This window comes from Sphingopyxis sp. (assembly GCF_051861155.1).
GTDB lineage: Bacteria > Pseudomonadota > Alphaproteobacteria > Sphingomonadales > Sphingomonadaceae > Sphingopyxis.
In genome coordinates this window covers 1-18,031 of record NZ_JBHYDE010000009.1, presented here as the reverse complement: position 1 = coordinate 18,031, position 18,031 = coordinate 1, and the positions used below count along the sequence as shown (strand labels likewise).

The following is an 18,031-nucleotide window of genomic DNA, read 5'->3' as shown; positions in this document are numbered from 1 at the left end:
GGGACATTTCTGCGACAAATGATTCTGATAGGATAAATAAGATTCAAAGATCGAGGAGTGAGCATGATGTTGGGGTCGATGCGCCGCGTGCTGCGGAATGGTGTGATGAGGGGCGTGGCTCTGGCGATGCTTGCCGCTCCCGCGATGTCCTTGGCGCAGCCCGTGGCGGTGCCGCCCGCGCCAAGCCAGACGGTTCAGGCGAAGCGCCCGAATGTCATCGTGATCTTGGTCGACGACATGGGTTTTTCGGACGTCGGTGCCTATGGCGGCGAGATACCGACCCCCAATATCGACGCGCTTGCCGCGAGCGGCATCCGTTTCACCCAATTCTACAACAGCGCGCGGTGCAGCCCGTCGCGTGCGGCGCTGCTCACCGGCCTTTATCCGCATGAAGCGGGGATGGGCAATCTGGAGGGCGTGATCAGGCCCGGCGCTGGCGGCTTGCAGGGCCGGATCGCCGACCGCGCCGTCACGATTGCCGAGGTGCTGAAGCCCGCCGGCTATTTCACCGGCGTCGCAGGCAAATGGCATCTGGGAACGGCGCAAGGGACGCCGCCCGAGGCGGTCGGTTTCGAACGGTCTTTCTATCCCAGGGGTGGGACCTATTTTCCCGATCAGGCAGGCCGCGAATTCGTCACGATCGACGGCGTGCGCAAGCGGCTCGATTCGCCCGAAGTGGGCGAGGGTGAGTGGTATGCGTCGGACCTGCTCGTGGACTGGACAATCAAATATGTCGATGAGGCAAAAGCACAGAAAAAGCCGTTCTTCCTCTATCTGCCGCTGACCGCGGTCCATTTCCCCGTGATGGCGCCCGCCGACGAGATCGCGAAGTTCAAAGGCAAGTATATGGCGGGATGGGAACAGCTTCGCCGCGGTCGGTTCGAGCGACAAAAGGTGTCGGGCCTTATCGACGCGGCGGCGCAATTGCCCGACATGCTGCCCGAGAATTACGACTGGGACGACCTGTCCGCCGCAGACAAGGAGCGTTTCGACACGTTGATGGCGGTCTATGCGGCCGCCATCTCGCGCATGGACAAGGCGATCGGCGATCTGGTCGCCGACCTGGAGGCGCGCGGCGAACGGGACAACACGCTGATCCTCTTCATGTCGGACAATGGCGGCAACGCGGAAAGCGGGCCCGATGGCCGGACCGGGAAGGCGCCTTGGGGCGGGCCGCAATCGAACGTCTGGGTCGGACTCAATTGGGCGACCTTGCAGAATACGCCTTTCAGCTATTTCAAGCATTATGCCGAAGAGGGTGGCATCGCGACGCCGATGATCGCGTCCTGGCCTGCGGGCATCGACGCCCGGGTGCGGGGTACGATGGTGCGCGAACCCGGCCATCTGATCGACATCATGCCGACGATCGCAGCGCTCGCGGGCGCGGTCTATCCCGCACGCCATAACGGCCATAACATCCGGCAGATGTCGGGCCGGAGCTTTGCACCGGCCTTCGCGGGCGAGCCACTGACCCGCAGCACGCCAATATTCTGGGAGCATGAGGGCAACAAGGCCGTGCGCGACGGTAAGTGGAAGCTGGTCGCTCGGTTCGGCGAACCTTGGCGGCTCTATGACATGGAAGTCGACCGCACTGAACTTCGTGACGTCGCTGCCGCGCATCCGGATATCGCAGCCGGGCTCGCGAACCAGTGGGACGCATGGGCCGCGTCCAGCTTCGTCGCTCCCTGGCCGAACAAGGTCGAGGGCGGCGTGATCAACGGGGCGCTGGAAGGCGGCAAGCCACAGGGTTCCAGGCCGCAGGGTCGGCGTGGGAAGCGCGGGGTGCCGACAGAAGAAGCGGAGTGACAAATTGGGGAGGCGCTGCGCGGATGATCACGCCTGATGCGACTTCACCCAGTCGGACTTTCGCGAGATCGCGTGCCTGGTCAACGGTCATGACGCCGAAGCGACCGAGGTTGATCCGGCGCTTGGTGCCATCTTTGTTACGGTACTGAACAACGAAGGTCTTCAATCCGGAGGGCATCGCCCGCACGCCAAAGCCCCTGATCTCGCTGTCCCATAGGATGATCTGCTTTTCCGCCGGAGATTCCAGCGTCTCGACGGATTTCTTCGTCAGCTTGGCGGTTGGCATATTATCGCTTCCTGTCGGTTGGAGACAATGACACAAAAACTCCATGTCTCCCAAGCGTCTCCAGCGACGGTCTTGCGTCATCGTCGCCGAACGATCCTGTTGCCGATGGAAATAGGGACCGAAGATCGGGAAGCCTTGCTTTGCGTTCAAGTTGAAGGCCTGGTCCATAGCGAGCTGACGGCCTTGCTTCGCCAGATTTCGGCGCCGCTTCTGACAAATCAAATTGCCGCGCAAGAATCGGGGTTTCCGCCGAACGGAGGTCGAGCATGACGGTGTCCAGCAAATGCACCCTAACGCGCTGGAGTCCCTGCCATGTTGACTCTCTATGATTATCTTCCGTCCCAGAATGCTTGGAAAATAAGGCAGATATTGCGCCACACCGGCATCGCGTATCGCACCGAACTGGTCAGCATCTTTGCGGGTGAGGGGCAATCGGCGGCGTATCTGGAAATCAACCCCTGGGGCGCGGTGCCGGCGGTTCGTTTCGCGGGTGGCCGCGTGTTGTCGGAGAGCAACGCGATCTTGTGGCATCTCGCGCGCGGCACGGCCTATCTGCCCGACGATCCGTTCGATCAATCGAAAGTGATGCAGTGGCTGTCGTTCGAGGCGGACTATGTGCAGACCAGCATCGGCAGCCTGCGATACTGGAATTTGACCGGCAAGCTCGCCCGGCGCGACGCGAGTTTGATCGCGTCGAAACGCTCGGTGGCGGCGCGCGCGCTCGACATTCTCGATCGGGCCTTTGCGGCGCGGCCCTTCATCGCCGGTCATCGCTATACGATCGCCGACATCGCGCTTTTCGCCTATGCGCATAAAGCCGAAGAAGCCGGCCTGACGCTGGACGGGCTGGCGAATTTCCGGGCATGGGTCGAACGGGTGCGCGGCCAGGACGGTTTCCTGAGCGAGATGCACCCCTATGCGATCGATCCCCTGGCGTCGGCTGAGCTGCCGTGACGGCGGCGGCCAACCCCCGTCAACGCTTGCTAGATTGGGTGATTGGGACCGGAATTCTTCGCCCATTTCTCCAGCACAGACCGCGTATGGTCGTCGTCGGGGTACCAGAGTTCGATCCGGTGCGACGTCGTGCTGACGTCCTGGGGCAGGCCAGGGATCGACTGAAAACAGCTGAAACTTAATGGACCCAGCGCGGTGTCGAAGCAGAGTTGGAGATAGGGCGCCCCCGCCTCGCGCGGACTGGCGTCGAGCGGGCCGTAGCGGGCCTCAAGTTCGCTGCCGCACGCCCGCACCCGATCGAGCAGCGCCGGCCGCGCCCAGGCTTCGGTCCAGAATTGTGCAAGCAAGGTCGCCGCGGCCCGCTCCGCATCGCGCGCCGTCGACAGGAGCCCATCCGGGTCGGCGACGGCGTCGATCATGTCGAGCTTGCCGTCAGCGCCCGCCCAGCCGCGCGCCCGCGGCATCAGCAGCTCGCAAAGATGGCGCCCGCCGGCACTCAGGCTGCGCGCGTACCAGTCGGAATCGAACACGACGGCGGGAAAGGGGTCATGCGCATCGAGCATCGTCTGCATCAATCGCGACATGGCGATCCCGGCACGCTCGGTCAGCGGCTCGGGTCCGAATCCGGCGGCGATCAATGTCGCATTGCGGATCGACCGCGGCGGGTTCAGCGCATCGAGGATGGTCAGCAGCATCCCGCGGCTGGGCCGCGACCGGTTGACCTCCAGAAAGCCCAGGTGACGCTGCGACACCCCGATTCGCAGTGACAATTCCATCTGGGACAGGCCGCGTGCCGCGCGCGCGGCGCGTAGCAGCGTGCCGAGCGCCGCCTTGCCGGGCTGCGGACTGCGCGAGCGTGCGGGTACGGCGGCGACCGAGGCTTCGGCGAAGGTGTCGGTTCCCTCGGTTTCGGTCGTCCGCCGCGATCGCGCCGCGGTCCCTGATGCGATGCGTCCCGTCGACATGGGACTCCTCCTGCGGTAGTTGCGAGGATGCGGTAAGAGGCTAGAAATCAGTCTTTCGCCACAATGCCCGCGACGAACGCCGCTGGGCTGCGACGAACTCCAACACCGGATGGGGTCTGTGCATGGACGCGATCGCTGAAGTCTCGCGGCGGACATTGGCCAAGGTTCTGGTCGGTTTTTGGACGGCCTACACGATATTGTTCCTCGTCCGCGCCTATATGGAACCGTGGGCCAGCCGGTTCGCTTCGCTTGCCCGCCGCGTGCCGATGGCGATTTTCGGCGCACTGCTGTGCCTTGCGATGGCCGAAATATTGCGGCGCGCCGATCCGCGGGGGATCCGCGACCGGATCCTCTGGGTCGTCGGTCTCAGCGTCCCGGCAGGGGTCGGTTTTGCCATCGTCAACTCGGCCGCGCTCTATTTCATCGCTCCGATTTCGGGCGAGGATTGCCGCGACGGGTTCAAATGTTCGGTGGAGGGGGTATTTGTCCTCGCGGTCGAATATTCGGTCAACTTCATCTTCGTCTTCGCCGCCTGGGCGCTGCTCTATCTTGGCATGCGCGACAGCCAGAAGGCGGTGGCCGCCGAACGCGCCGCCGGCCGCGAGCGCGAGGCAGCTCGGCTGGCCGAACTGCGCGCGCTGCGGTATCAGGTGAATCCACATTTCCTGTTCAACTCGTTGAATTCGCTGGGAACGCTCGTCGATCGCGGCGAAAGCGAAACGGCGCGCGACATGATCGGCGAGATGAGCGCCTTCCTCCGCTATGGCTTCGCCGCCGATCCGGTCGCCGACGTCGAGCTTGAGGAAGAGGTCGAGATGGAACGGCAATATCTGGCGATCGAATGCCGGCGGTTCGGCCATCGCCTTCAGGCCGTGTTCGACATTCCCGACGAGGTGCGGCGCGCGCGCGTGCCGGCCCTCATTCTCCAGCCGCTGGTCGAAAATGCGATCAAGCACGGCCTGGCGCGGACCTCCGCTCCCGTCGTCATCACGATCACCGCGACGCGTGTCGGCGCGGGTCTGCTCAGGCTCAAGGTCGAAGATGACGCGCCGCAAAAGCCGAAGGATGTCACGGCCTGCGGCATCGGGCTACGCAACGTCGAGGAGCGGCTGTCGGCGCGGTTCGGCAGCGCGGGACGGATCGAGGCAGGGTCGACCGGCAGCAGCTTTGCGGTGACGCTGACGATGCCGCTGGAGCTTGCCTGAATTGCCGATGACCGCGATCATTGCCGACGACGAGCCACTCGCCGCCGACGGCGTGCGCAGGCTTTGCGAGGCCAGCGGCAAGGTCACGATCGTCGGGATCGCGGCGGATGGCGCGACCGCGCTCCGCCTGATCCACGCGGTCAGGCCGCAAGCGGTCTTTCTGGATATTGCAATGCCCGAACTGACCGGGCTCGAGGTCGCCGCCAGCCTGGCCCGGATGATGGATCCGCCGCGCGTCGTGCTGGTGACCGCGCAGGAGCATTTCGCGACCGAGGCCTTTGATCTTTCGGTTGTCGACTATGTCTTGAAACCGGTCGATCCCAAGCGGCTCGACCGGGCGATCGACCGGTTGCAAGGCCAGTTGTCGGCCGAACAACGCTTGGCCGGCGAGCAGGAATTATGGGTTCCCTATCTGGGGTCCGTCGTCCGTCTACCGATCGAGGCGATTGTCAGGATCGAGACCGAGCGCGACTATGTTCGCATCCACGAACTTGGCAAATCCTATCTGTTGCGTTCGACGCTCACCGATCTGATCGACCGGCTCGGCGACGGGTTTGTGCGGGTCCACCGCTCGGTCGCTGTCCCGGCGCACCGGATTGCCGAAATCCGCCATATCGGCGGCGGCGCCTGGGTGGCGATCGATATCGCTGGCGCGGTGGCGCCGGTGGGGCGCCGCTTTCTGGAGGCGGTTCGGCAGCGGCTGGGGCTGAGCTGAACAATCCGTCCGCAAATTCCCGGACCCGGTCGCCGCGCTGGTCCCGTATCGCACTACCCCAAAGATATTTGGCCAACCGCGATGCCGGGCCTAATCACGCGGGCGATCGCCTTAGGAGCTGACCATGACCCGAACCGCAATAATCGCCGCCTGCGTGCTCGCCGCGCTCAACGGCGGGGTGTTTTTCGCTTTCTCCAACTTCATCATGCGCGCCCTCGATCGCCTGGGCCCGCAGGCCGGTGGTGACGCCATGCGGTCGATCAACGTCACCGTGATCACGCCCGCTTTCATGACCCTGTTGTTCGGAACCGGTCTTGTCGCGCTGCTGGCCGCTACCCTCGCTTTTGGTGAGGATCAGGAGCCATGGCTCGTCCTTGTCGGCGCGCTCCTCTACTTGCTCGGCTGCATCGCGGTGACCCTGTTTGGCAACGTGCCGCTGAACGACGCGCTCGGCGCCACGCCGCCGATGGCGTGGCAGAAATTTTATCCGGCGTGGGACAGGTTCAATATTTTCCGGACCATCGCCTGCATCCTGTCGTCGATCACATTCGCTATCGCTGCGCTGCGACTGAGTTAGGGCACGCCGGTTCACGGCGAGCGGGCCGCCCCGCTCAAAAGAGCGTCGTCAGCACCAGCCGGGCGCGGCGCGGTGCGGTGTAGGACAGGGTTTCGGACCCGTTCACATCCCAACTCCACTGGTCGAACAGGTTGAGCAGCTGCGCCCGCGCCACCAGATCGCGGCCGCCGATACGGAAACCGTACCGCACGCCCAGATTGACGGTGGCGATCGCCTCGACCCGCGGCTGCGATGCGCCGGGCGCCGCGATTCTGGACCGCGCCGCGCGCCCGCCGATATAGCTCACTCCGCCGTCAACCGACAGGCCAGGGATATGCGCTATGCGGTAATCCAGATTGGCAATCGCCCGAAGGCGCGGAACGCCGACCGGCGTCCCGCCGACCCGTCCCGAAGCGATTTCGTCGCCCGTTAGCGCCGGATCGATCAGTACGCCGCCGAGCACCAGCGACATATCGCGCGACAGCGCGCCGGACAGCGAGGCTTCGATGCCGCGGTGGCGAACCCGGCCAAGAAAGCGATAGGCACCGGCGGCGTCGATCCCGGCGTAGGGCTTGCGCGTGTCGAAACCCGCGATCACGAAGCCGAGGCCCTTGGCGGGGGCGATACGCAGTCCGATCTCGCGCTGGGTCACCGCGATCGCGCTTAGCACCTCGTTGCGATTGGTGGCGACCGCCGGCGCGACGCCCGCTTCCTCGAGCCCGCGGCTGTAACTGCCATAGATTTCGACGTCGCGGCCGACGCGCCAGGCGAGCCCCGCATTGTACAGCAGCGGCGCCGACCGGCCGGTTTCGACGCGGCCGTCGGCGGCGGTGAAGCTTTTCCGATAGTCGGTCTGGAGCGCGCCGACATTCACGCGGACGCGGCCGTCGAACGCTGCGCGATAGGTCAGGCCGACGCCGAATTGTTCGACGCGGTCGCGCAGATTGGCCGCGTCGGGGTCGAGGACGGGTCTGGCCGTTTCCGCCGGTGCTTCTCCGAACGCGGCACGGCCAAGATCGACAACCTGCGCGCCGCCGATCCGGGCTCGCTGCACCCGGCCACGGAACGTCACATCGACCCGCTGCGCCAGCCGCCCGGTCGTTCGCGCTACATGCGCGCGCAGTTCGCCCGACCAGGCGGTCGATCGCTGTTGCGGTACGGCGACCACCCGCGCGGCGATCGTTCGGTCGGGGCGCATGGCGGCGAAGATTTGCGTATATCCGCGGGTCGGATCCTCCTGCGACACGACGGCGGTCGCGCCGATGCCCGACGAAGCCGAGGTCGAAACATCGGCCAGAACACCGGCAATTCGGCGCTGCCCGCTTTCGCGCGCCCACGGCTGGCCAAGATAGCGGCCACGCTCGATGCGCGGCGGCAGCGCATCGCCGTCCGCGGCGATCCGGAAACCACCGGCCCGCTCATATTGATATTCGCCGAAAAACACCCGCCCCGTTACCGGCCCGGCGCTGAGCCGCGCCGTCCCGGCAACGAGCAGCGATTCGCCGCCGCGGCCGCCCTGTGCGTCGCGGACGTTGAAAACGCGCCCGACCCCGATCGAATAGCTGGCCCGGTCGTCGCGCGAGCGATGCTTGAGATGGAGTTCGGTGTAGGGCTGCGCATATTGGTCGAGCCCGACGGTCAGCGAATCGCGCTCGCCTCGTGCCGGATCGCGCAGGCGGTAGTCGACGACGCCGGACGGCCCGGGCAGGATGGCGCCGAGCGTATTATATCCGATCCGCACCGTGGTATTTTCGAGGAAGAAATGGCTCACCCCGGAATTGCGTACGAAATAGCTGCCCTCGATGCGGTAATTGCCCGCGGCCTCGAGGTTGAAGCCGCGCACCGACGTCTCGTCATATATGCCGACGGCCTCGTCGCCGTTGCGGAATCCGAAGGCGTCGCCGGCCCCGGTGACGGCGTTCGCCGTTGCCTGGCCCGCGGCCGGTGTTGCCATGAGCAGTGCCGATCCGGCCGCACCCAGAATGATGTAATCGCGTAGCATGACGCTCCCCTTTCGATGGCGGGCCATGCCCGATGCCGGGGCAATAGAGGGGCTCGGAGGGACGCGCTTCCCGCCGCTTGCCTTGCAATTCGGCGTCCACGATCCGGCCGCCTCTGAGGGCTCTGGCTGCGCCACTGCGCTAGGGTCGGGGTCTATGCCGCGATGGTCTCGCGATGCAGCAGCGCGTGTTTGCGCTCGACCCCCCAGCGATAGCCGGAAATCGACCCGTCGGTTCGCACGACGCGGTGACACGGTATCGCGACAGCGATGGCGTTGGCGCCGCACGCCTGGGCGACGGCGCGCGCGGCGGACGGATCGCCGACCCGGCGCGCCAGTTCGGCGTAGCTGATGGTCTCGCCGGCGGGCACCTGCCGCAACACCCGCCAGACCCGTTCCTGAAACGCGGTTCCGCGCACGTCGAGCGGCAGGTCGGTCGTCGCCCCCGGCCGCTCGATCATCCCGATCACGGTGGCGACGGTGGTTTCGAAGGATGCGTCGTCGCCCACCAGTTCGGCGCGGGGAAAGCGGTCCTGCAAATCGCGGACCAGCGCGTCGGCGTCGTTGCCCATCAAAATTGCGCAAACGCCCTTTTCCGTCGCTGCGACGAGGACCGCGCCCAGCGAACATTGGCCGACGGCAAAGCGAATGCGCTCCCCCGCGCCGCCTGCGCGGTAGGCCGCGGGTTTCATGCCGAGCATGTGCGGCGCCGATGCGTAGAAGCGGCTCGATGCGTTGAAACCGGCGCCATAGATCGCTTCGGTAACCGAACCCGCTTCCTGTAGCTCGCGCCGCGCCGCCTCGGCGCGCCGCGCGGCGGCGTAATCGCGCGGGGTCAGCCCCGTTACCTCGCGAAAGACGCGGTGGAAATAATGCGGGCTGAACCCGGCGACGCAGGCGAGTTCGGTCAGCGACGGCGGGGTTTCCGCCTGATCGATCAGGCGGCACGCCGCCTCGATGGCGGCCGCCTGCGTCGCCGATCGGGATGGCCCGTCAGGCCGACATCGCAGGCAGGCGCGAAAACCCGCCGCGCGCGCCGCGGCGCCGTCCGTATGAAAGTCCACATTCTCGCGCCGCGGCGTCCGCGCGGAACAATTCGGGCGGCAATAGATGCCCGTCGTGCGAACCGAAAAAAGGAATTTCCCGTCGGCACCCGCGTCGCGCTGCCGGACGGCGCACCAGCGCTCTTCGTCGGTCGCAAAGGCAAATATGTTTCGATCGGTCACCTGGGCCTCCTGTTCGCGCCGAAATGCCATGATCCGGCGCGTGCGGCGCCCCGATGCTTGCGGCCGAATTCGCCGATCGGCCGCCGCCGATCCGGGTCGGCGATGGTGGCGCGTTTGCCGACATAGCGGCGAGCGGACGGCCTGAATGCTACCTTATATGTAGTTGCCCCATGCGGCCGCGGCGGCGACTGATCTCCGATCGATCGGCCCGCCGCGCATGGAGGCTCCCTTGCCCAACTTTATCGTCGCTGCCTTCCCCAGCCTGGATGGGGTCATGCGGGGCAGCACCGAAAGCGCGGGCCGCTGATGATGCCGCTGGCGGGACTGGCGCGCTTTGGCGACCTGTCGCTGCTCGGGCTGCGGCTGATGACCGGCGCCTTTCTGGTGAACGGCGTCTGGGATAATATCGTGTCGGGCGAACGGATGGACGAATTTGCCGTCTTTCTGGCCCGCCACGGCTTCCCGCTCGCGGAACTGGCAGCGCCGCTCTCGGTGGGCGTGCAATTCGTCTGCGGTGTCTGTCTGTTGCTGGGGCTGGCGACGCGCGCGGCGGGGCTGCTGTGCAGCCTGAATTTCGTCATCGCGCTTGTCATGGTCCATTGGAACGAAGATTTTCGCGGCTGGTGGCCCGCCCTGACGCTGGTCGGGATCGGCGCCATCTTCGCCACCCATGGCTCGGGGCGTATCGGCATAGACCGATTTTTCGAACGTTCGCGCGAATAGGTCCGGTTTCAGTCGCGCGGCCCGATCGCGGCGGCGAGCTTGCGGGTTTTGGTACGCGTCGGCTGGCGGAGGGCCTCGCCGACCAGGATCAGCGTCGGCGCCTTGTCGGCAAGCGCGCGCGTCGCGAGCCCGAGCAGGTCGAGCCGGGTCGCCAGCTGTTTTTCGCTGGGCAGGCTGACGTCGCAGACGATCAGCACCGGGGTCGCCGCCGCCATGCCCGCGGCGATCAGCTCGCGCGAAATGGCGTCCGCGGCGCTGCGCCCCATGTAGAAGGCCAGGGTGGTGCCGAATTTCGCCAGCGCATCCCAGTCGAGGTCGAGCGCTTCGCCGCGCTGGCTGTGCGCGGTGATGAAGCGGACGTCGCGCGCGACCCCGCGCAGCGACAGCGAGATGCCTGCCGAGGCCGCCGCGGCGCTGGCGGCGGTGATGCCGGGGCAGATCTGCACCGGGTGCCCCGTCGCGCGGAGCGCCGCGATTTCTTCGGCGGCGCGGCCGAACAGCGCCGGGTCGCCGCCCTTCAGCCGCACGACGCGCTTGCCCGCGGCGGCGGCGGCGACGAGCAGCGTATCGATCGTCCCCTGGTCCTTCGAATGAAGGCCCGATCGCTTGCCGACGCTCACGCGCTCGACGTGCGACGGGATCAGCGCGAGGATGCCGGGTCCGACCAGCGCGTCGGTAAAGACGATGTCAGCGGCCGCGATCAGCCGCACCGCCTTCATCGTCAGCAGCTCGGGGTCGCCCGGCCCGGCGCCGACCAGCCACACGCTGCCCGGCGCAAAATCGTCATGCGGCATGGGTCTTCTCCTCGGCAATGAGTTTGGCGAGCGCGGGACGGCACGACCCGCAGTTGGTTCCGGCGCCGATCGCGGCGCCGATGGCCGCCACATCGGCCAGGCTCTGGTCGCGGATCGCGGCGGCGATGGTCTTGAGCCCGATGTCGAAACAGACGCAGATAATGGGTCCGCGGTCGGCCTGCACCCCCGGCGCGCGCCCGGCAAGCAGGGTGGGGGCGACGTTGGGCGCCGACAGCTGGGCGATCAGCCAGTCGCGCGGCGGCAGCTCGCCGGTTTCGGTGACGAACAGCGCCGCGGCGAGCCGCCCGCCCGCGACCACTGCGATCCGGCGGGTGCCGCGCGCCACATCCTGCGCCTCGATGCGCTCGCCCTTGGGTAGCAGCGCCTCGATGGCGCGCAGGTCGTTGTTACCGGCAAGCTCCCACAGCGCCCCCGACGGCACCGCGATCCGCGTCGCCCACAGGCAGGCGGGGCGATCGGCGATGTCGCGGGCCAGCAGCAGGAAGCCGCGCCATTTCGCCGCGACCGGCGCGATCGCCGCCGGGGTGCGCTTGAAACCCGGCTGCCCCGACACCGGATCGACGAGTGGGCGCGAGAGCAGCCCGGTGCGGCCGCCGCTGCTGGTGCGGTCGGTCCAGTGGATCGGTACGAACATTTCGCCGCGGCGCTGGCCGGGGTGGAACGCGACGCGATAGAGGCTGTCGCCCTGCGGCGTATCGATGCGCGCCAGACCGCCGTCGGTGAGATTGCGCGCCGCGCCGTCGTCGGGGTGGACCTCGACCAGCGGCTCCTCGCGATGCCGCGCCAGCTTGGGCGCGAGGCCGGTGCGCGTCATCGTGTGCCACTGATCACGGTAACGCCCGGTGTTCAGCATCAGCGGCCATTTGGCGAGTGGTTCGGGCAGCGCCTTCTGGACGACCGTGACCAGCCGCGCGCGGCCGTCTTCGGTCGAAAAGCGCCCGTCGGCAAAGGGCTGGGCGCCGCCCCAGCGGAACGGCGCCATGTCGTCATACGCCGCGTTGCCGCCCTGCGCCGCGCCGGGCAGCGCGAACAGGCGGCTACCGTCATTGTCATAGGTCGACAGGCGGCAATGCTCGCGCCAGATGTCGGCGGGGCGGTCATAGGTGAAGGCGTTTTTCCACCCCATCCGCCGCGCCACTTCCTTGATGATCCACCAATCGGGCATCGCCTCGCCGGGCAGCGGGAACAGCGCGCGCTGACGGCTGATCGTCCGGTCGCTGTTGGTGACGGTGCCGTCCTTTTCGCCCCAGGCGGCGGCGGGCAGGCGGACATGGGCAAAGGCGCCGGTGTCGGTCTTTTCGATCACGTCGCTGACGACGACAAAGGGGCAGTCGGCCAGCGCCGCGCGCACCCGGTTGGCGTCGGGCATCGACACCGCGGGGTTGGTCGCCATCACCCACAAGGCCTTGATCCGCCCCTCGCCGATGCTGCGGAACAGATCGACCGCCTTCAGCCCCGGTTTTTCGGCGATCGTCGGCGCGGCCCAGAAACGCTGGACGCGGGCGCGATTCTCGGGCGCGAAATCCATATGCGCGGCAAGCGTGGTCGCCAGCCCGCCGACCTCGCGCCCGCCCATCGCATTGGGCTGGCCGGTGATCGAAAAGGGCGCGGCGCCGGGCTTACCGATGCGGGCCGTGGCGAGATGGAGGTTGAGGATCGCGTTGACCTGGTCGGTGCCCGCGTTCGACTGGTTGATCCCCTGGCTGAACATCGTGACCGTGCGCGGATGGGCGGCGAACAGCTCGTAGAAACGCCTGAGGTCGGCGGCCGGCACTTCGCATGTCCGTGCCACCGACCACAGGTCGCTCCCCTCTCCAAGCTGGATCCAGAAATCGTCCGGCACCGCGACATGCGCGGCGAGATAAACGTCGTCGACGATCCCGGCCTCGCGGCAATAGTGCAGCAACCCGTTCATCAGCGCGACGTCGCTGCCGGGGCGGATCGCGAGGTGCAGGTCGGCCTCTTCGGCGGTTTCGGTGCGGCGCGGGTCGATGACGACCAGCTTCGCGCCCGCATCACAGCGCGCGCGGATGCGCTGATAGACGATCGGGTGGCACCAGGCGGTGTTCGACCCGACCAGGACGATCAGGTCGGCGGCGCCCAGGTCGTCATAGGTCGCGGGAACGATGTCTTCGCCGAACGCGCGCATATGCCCCGCGACCGCGCTCGACATGCACAGGCGCGAATTGGTGTCGATATTGGCGGTGCCGATGAAGCCCTTCATCAGCTTGTTGGCGACATAATAATCCTCGGTCAGCAGCTGGCCCGAGACGTAGAAGGCGACGCTGCTGGGGCCGTGGCGGGCGATGGTCTCGCGGAATCTCTTCGCGACAAGGTCAAGCGCCTTGTCCCAGCTGGCGCGCTTCTGGCCGATCATGGGCGCCAGCAGGCGGCCTTCGAGCCCAACGGTTTCGCCCAGATGTGTACCCTTCGAGCAGAGCTTGCCAAGGTTGGCGGGATGATCGGGATCGCCCGCAATCTCGACCGTGCGGTCGCCGGTCACCGTCGCGCGGATGCCGCAGCCGACGCCGCAATAAGCGCAGGTGGTGCGGATGGCGTTCACTTGGCTCGCCCATTTCCACGTCTGTTCCCCCGCGAAGGCGGGGGTCCATCACCTGCCGCTTCGGCATGAAACAGAGGATCGTTGAATAGCGACAATTTGGGTGATGGGCCCCCGCCTTCGCGGGGGGACATAAAGGGTGGGGTAAATGTCACGCCGCCGCCTTCAACGTACCCGCGCGGCAGATCAGCACGCGGCCGCCATCGATCTTGACCGGCACCGTCGGGGTGCAGCCTTTGTCCTCGCCCAGCGCCTCGCCGGTCGATAGCGAAATCCGCCAATTATGGAGCGGGCAGGCGACCGCGCCGCCGTGGACGATGCCCTGGCTCAGCCGACCATGCTTGTGCGGGCAGCGGTCGAGCAGCGCGAAGACCTTGCCCTCATTGGTGCGGAACACCGCGATGTCGTCGCCGCCTGCGACCTGGACGGTGCGGCTGCCGCGCACCGGGATTTCATCGACCCAGCCGATGTCGAGCCATTCAATTGTGGTCATGCCATTTCTTCCTGCGGGGTAAAGCGCGCCATCGGCGCATGATGTTCGGCCTCGGCGCCCTCGGCGCGCTGCGCCCAGGGGTCGTCCTGCGAGAAGCTTTGGGCGTAGAGGAAACGCGCGCGCAGCGCCTCGCGCCCCGCGGCGTCATCAACGATCCGCGCCTTGATCTGCTCGACCCCGACGCGCTCGATCCATGGCGCAGTGCGCTCCAGATAACGCGCTTCCTCGCGGTAGAGCTGGATGAAGGCGGCGCAATAATCCATCGCCTCCTGCTCGGTCGCGACCTTGCAGAGCAGGTCGGTGGCGCGGACGTGGATGCCGCCATTGCCGCCGACGTGGAGCTCGTAACCGCTGTCGACGCAGACGATGCCGAAATCCTTGATCGTTGCCTCGGCGCAGTTGCGCGGGCAGCCCGATACGGCGATCTTGAATTTGTGCGGCATCCAGCTGCCCCAGCTCATCCGTTCGATCTTGACCCCCAGCCCGGTCGAATCCTGCGTCCCGAAGCGGCACCATTCGGACCCGACGCACGTCTTTACGGTGCGCAGCGCCTTGCCATAGGCGTGCCCCGACACCATCCCCGCGGCATTGAGATCGGCCCACACCGCGGGCAGATCCTCCTTTTTGATCCCGAAGATGTCGAGCCGCTGGCCGCCGGTGACCTTGACCATCGGCGCGTCATATTTCTCGACGACGTCGGCGATCGCGCGCAGCTCGGTCGGGTTGGTGAGCCCGCCCCACATGCGCGGGACGACCGAGTAGGTGCCGTCCTTCTGGATATTGGCGTGGAGGCGCTCGTTGACGAAGCGGCTCTGCTGGTCGTCGACATAGTCGCCGGGGAGCGCGCAGAGCAGGTAATAATTGAGCGCCGGACGGCACGACGAGCAGCCGTCGGGGGTCGTCCAGTGCATCTGCTGCATCACCTCGGGGATCGACCGCATCCCCTGTGCGACGATCTCGCGGCGCACATCGTCGTGACCGAAGCTGGTGCATTTGCACATCGTCTTTGGCCCGGCCTGTACCTCGTCGCCCAATGTCAGCGCGAGCAGCGTTTCGACGAGGCCGGTGCATGACCCGCAGCTGGCTGACGCCTTGCAGGTGCTGCGCACCGCGTCGAGGCTGTGCGCGCCCTTGGCGATGCACGAGACGACCTGGCCCTTGGTGACGCCGTTGCAGCCGCAAATCTCGGCATCGTCCGAGAGCGCCGCAACGGCCGCCTTAGGGTCCGCGGCGCCGCCTCCCGCGGCGAAGGCCTGGCCGAAGATCAGCAGGTCACGAAGGTCGGAGACATCCTCCTGCTTTTTCAGCAGGTCGAAATACCAGCTGCCGTCGGCGGTGTCGCCATAGAGCACCGCGCCGACGATGCGGTCGTCCTTGACGATGACGCGCTTGTAAATGCCGCGGCTGGCGTCGCGCAGCACAATGTCCTCGCACCCGTCGCCGCCCGAAAAATCGCCCGCCGAAAAGACGTCGATGCCGGAGACCTTGAGCTTGGTCGAGGTCACCGAACCGCGATAGCCCGTGGGCTGTTCGACCAGCCCGTCGGCGAGGCTGCGGCACATGTCCCACAGCGGCGCGACGAGACCGTAAACCTGCCCATCATGCTCGACGCATTCACCGACCGCGAGGACGGCGGCGTCGCTGGTCACCATATGGTCGTCGACCTGGATGCCGCGCCCGACGGCCAGACCCGCATCGCGCGCCAAAGCCACCGACGGGCGGATGCCGACCGCCATGACGACGAGGCTGGCAGGGATCAGCGTCCCGTCCTTCAGCTTCACCCCCTCAACCTTGGCGTCGCCGACGATAGCGGCGGTGTCGGCGCCGGTCAGGATCGTCTGCCCGCGCGCTTCGAGCGCGTTTTTGAGCAGCCAGCCCGCGGCTTCGTCGAGCTGGCGTTCCATCAGCGTCGGCATGAGGTGGATGACGGTGACCTTCATGCCGCGCAGGCTCAGCCCATGCGCGGCCTCGAGCCCGAGCAGCCCGCCGCCGATCACCACGGCGTCGCCGCCGGCATCGGCCGCCGCGAGCATTGTGTCGACATCGTCCATGTCGCGAAACGCGATCACGCCGGGCAGATCCTTGCCCGGCACCGGGATGATGAACGGATCGGACCCCGTCGCGATCAGCAGCCTGTCATAGGCTTCGGTGGTGCCGCCGCGCGTCGTCACCGTCTTTGCCGCCCGGTCGATCGCAGCAACCGGATCGCCCGCGACTAGTGCGATGCCATTCGCTGCGTACCAGTCGGCATCGTTGATCACGATGTCGTCAAAGCTCTTTTCGCCGGCAAGGACGGGGGAGAGCATGATGCGGTTATAATTGACCCGCGGCTCGGCGCCGAAAATCGTTACCCGATAGCGGTCGGCGTCGCGCGCGAGCAGTTCCTCGACCGCGCGGCAGCCGGCCATGCCGTTGCCGATCACGATCAGATGCTCGCGCGTATCGGCGCCGGGGTTGAGGGGGCGATATTCCATCACAGCATCCAGTCCAGTTGCAGCCAAAATTTGTCGGTGTCGGTGGCGAAGCGGTCGGCGTTGTAGTGCGCGTAGCGCACCGACCCGGTGACCTTGCCGAGCTTGGCGCTGGCGAGCAGGTCGATCTCGTCGCCATAGGAACGGCTCGCGCGGTCGCTGCGATAATCGTGATACGCCGCCTGCAACGTGACCGCCTTCAGCGCGCCGACCGCCTTCCAGCTCCACCCCGCGCTCGCATACAGGTCGCGGATCCCGTCGGGCGGGGTGAGCAGAAATTTGTCGGCCCAGCCCTGAAATTTGAACCCGGTGGCGAGCGGGGTCTGGAAGCTGGTGAGCGCGGTGCCCCCAATTGCTCCTGAACCCGCGCCCAGCACCTCGTAACCGACGCCCAAGCGCGGTCCGCCGAAATCGACCGCGACATCGGCGAGATAATAGTCGGCGCTGTAGTCGTTGGGGTTGCGGTGCCAGTCGGACTGGCGCGCATAGCTCAGCTGATACGCAATCTTCGTCTTGCCGATCGGCCGGTTGCCGTCGAGCCGGACGCCATAGCTTTGGCTCGACATGCGAAAACCCTGCATCGCCGACTCGTCCTGATCGACTAGATAAGCAAAGGCCGCGACCTTGCCGACCGGGGTCTGGGCGCCAACATTGGCAAAGACATTGTCGCCCGACACCGCCTGCTGCCGCGCGCCCCTGCCGTCGATGCCCCAGATCGTGCGTACGCTCCATGCATAGGCGACGTCCGCCTTCACCCCCGTCATCGGGGTGATTTCGGCGCGCACCGCGTCATAGCTCTGGCCGTTCTGGCGAAACCCGACGCTGCCGACGAAACGCTCGTCGTCGAAACCGATCCGCTGCCGCCCGGCGGTGACCGCGAAGGCAGGCGAGGCGTAGCGAATTTGCGCGCGGGCGAGGGCGATATTTTCGGGATCGGCGACCAAGGGGCGGGTGGTGGGGCCGTGCAAACCGTCGAAATAATCGTCGATGAGGGCCAGATTTCCTTGCCCTTCGACCAGCGCCGACCAGCGGCCTGCCTTGGCCTCGACCCCGGCGCGGACGCGGAGGGTTAGCGCGTCGGCGTCGAGGCCGAGACCGTTTTGATCGACCGTTTCGTAGCGGAGGCGCGCTTCGCCAAGCGGCTTGAGCTGCACGGCCTGGGCATGCGCCGCCCCGGCCGACGCGAGCGCCAGCAAGAAAATGAGGGTGCGGGTCATGGCTAGATCCGCACGCCTTCGGCGGCGCCCCAGGCCCTGC

General features: G+C 66.6%; 15 protein-coding genes. 6 read left to right on the top strand and 9 right to left on the bottom strand.

The window, feature by feature from the left end; translation table 11 throughout:
* Positions 1–105: 105 nt before the first annotated feature.
* Positions 106–1,806 carry an arylsulfatase gene (locus tag ACTIFP_RS15355; protein WP_439569585.1) on the top strand — a complete coding sequence of 567 codons (1,701 nt, stop codon included), beginning with the start codon at positions 106–108 and terminating at the stop codon, positions 1,804–1,806.
* On the opposite strand, the gene ACTIFP_RS15350 is transcribed toward ACTIFP_RS15355, so the two are convergent.
* Positions 1,715–2,260 carry an Arm DNA-binding domain-containing protein gene (locus ACTIFP_RS15350; RefSeq protein ID WP_439569584.1) on the bottom strand — a complete coding sequence of 182 codons (546 nt, stop codon included), beginning with the start codon at positions 2,258–2,260 and terminating at the stop codon, positions 1,715–1,717. The two genes, ACTIFP_RS15355 and ACTIFP_RS15350, sit on opposite strands and share 92 nt — an antisense overlap.
* A 144-nt stretch (positions 2,261–2,404) precedes the next feature.
* Between ACTIFP_RS15350 and ACTIFP_RS15345 the strand changes: the two genes are divergently transcribed.
* Positions 2,405–3,046 (top strand): glutathione S-transferase family protein, encoded by a 642-nt coding sequence (locus tag ACTIFP_RS15345; protein ID WP_439569583.1) that lies wholly within the window; start codon positions 2,405–2,407, stop codon positions 3,044–3,046.
* Between the two features lie 29 nt (positions 3,047–3,075).
* Here ACTIFP_RS15345 and ACTIFP_RS15340 read toward each other — a convergent pair whose 3' ends face one another.
* Positions 3,076–4,011 (bottom strand): helix-turn-helix domain-containing protein, encoded by a 936-nt coding sequence (locus tag ACTIFP_RS15340; RefSeq protein WP_439569582.1) that lies wholly within the window; start codon positions 4,009–4,011, stop codon positions 3,076–3,078.
* 122 nt (positions 4,012–4,133) lie between these two features.
* Between ACTIFP_RS15340 and ACTIFP_RS15335 the strand changes: the two genes are divergently transcribed.
* The 3 genes from ACTIFP_RS15335 (at position 4,134) to ACTIFP_RS15325 (ending at position 6,508) form a co-directional block, all read left to right on the top strand.
* Positions 4,134–5,216: a sensor histidine kinase gene (locus tag ACTIFP_RS15335; protein ID WP_439569581.1), complete on the top strand. Its 1,083-nt coding sequence runs from the start codon at positions 4,134–4,136 to the stop codon at positions 5,214–5,216.
* A gap of 7 nt (positions 5,217–5,223) precedes the next feature.
* Positions 5,224–5,931, top strand: a complete 708-nt coding sequence (locus tag ACTIFP_RS15330) for a LytR/AlgR family response regulator transcription factor (RefSeq protein ID WP_439569580.1) — start codon at positions 5,224–5,226, stop codon at positions 5,929–5,931.
* Positions 5,932–6,055: 124 nt separating this feature from the next.
* A complete protein-coding gene (locus ACTIFP_RS15325) occupies positions 6,056–6,508 on the top strand; it encodes an anthrone oxygenase family protein (RefSeq protein WP_439569579.1) in 453 nt (150 codons plus the stop codon).
* A gap of 34 nt (positions 6,509–6,542) precedes the next feature.
* Here ACTIFP_RS15325 and ACTIFP_RS15320 read toward each other — a convergent pair whose 3' ends face one another.
* Positions 6,543–8,516, bottom strand: coding sequence for a TonB-dependent receptor domain-containing protein (locus tag ACTIFP_RS15320; protein ID WP_439569578.1), 1,974 nt, complete (start codon positions 8,514–8,516; stop codon positions 6,543–6,545).
* A 125-nt stretch (positions 8,517–8,641) separates the two neighbouring features.
* Positions 8,642–9,712 (bottom strand): bifunctional DNA-binding transcriptional regulator/O6-methylguanine-DNA methyltransferase Ada, encoded by a 1,071-nt coding sequence (ada, locus tag ACTIFP_RS15315; RefSeq protein ID WP_439569577.1) that lies wholly within the window; start codon positions 9,710–9,712, stop codon positions 8,642–8,644.
* A gap of 306 nt (positions 9,713–10,018) precedes the next feature.
* On the opposite strand from ada, the gene ACTIFP_RS15310 reads away from it, so the two are divergent.
* Positions 10,019–10,435, top strand: coding sequence for a DoxX family protein (locus ACTIFP_RS15310; RefSeq protein ID WP_439569576.1), 417 nt, complete (start codon positions 10,019–10,021; stop codon positions 10,433–10,435).
* Positions 10,436–10,443: 8 nt separating this feature from the next.
* Here the strand turns inward: ACTIFP_RS15310 and cobA are convergent, their stop codons facing one another.
* The 5 genes from cobA to ACTIFP_RS15285 form a co-directional block, all read right to left on the bottom strand.
* Positions 10,444–11,229 (bottom strand): uroporphyrinogen-III C-methyltransferase, encoded by a 786-nt coding sequence (cobA, locus tag ACTIFP_RS15305; protein WP_439569575.1) that lies wholly within the window; start codon positions 11,227–11,229, stop codon positions 10,444–10,446.
* Positions 11,219–13,813 carry a molybdopterin-dependent oxidoreductase gene (locus tag ACTIFP_RS15300; protein ID WP_439569574.1) on the bottom strand — a complete coding sequence of 865 codons (2,595 nt, stop codon included), beginning with the start codon at positions 13,811–13,813 and terminating at the stop codon, positions 11,219–11,221. The genes cobA and ACTIFP_RS15300 overlap by 11 nt, the downstream gene beginning before the upstream one ends.
* Positions 13,814–13,961: 148 nt before the next feature.
* Positions 13,962–14,303: a nitrite reductase small subunit NirD gene (nirD, locus tag ACTIFP_RS15295; protein WP_439569573.1), complete on the bottom strand. Its 342-nt coding sequence runs from the start codon at positions 14,301–14,303 to the stop codon at positions 13,962–13,964.
* A complete protein-coding gene (gene nirB / locus ACTIFP_RS15290; RefSeq protein WP_439569572.1) occupies positions 14,300–16,777 on the bottom strand; it encodes a nitrite reductase large subunit NirB in 2,478 nt (825 codons plus the stop codon). The genes nirD and nirB overlap by 4 nt, the downstream gene beginning before the upstream one ends.
* Complete coding sequence (locus tag ACTIFP_RS15285; RefSeq protein ID WP_439569571.1) at positions 16,777–17,991, bottom strand: alginate export family protein; 1,215 nt, start codon at positions 17,989–17,991, stop codon at positions 16,777–16,779. The genes nirB and ACTIFP_RS15285 overlap by 1 nt, the downstream gene beginning before the upstream one ends.
* Positions 17,992–18,031 lie beyond the last annotated feature (40 nt).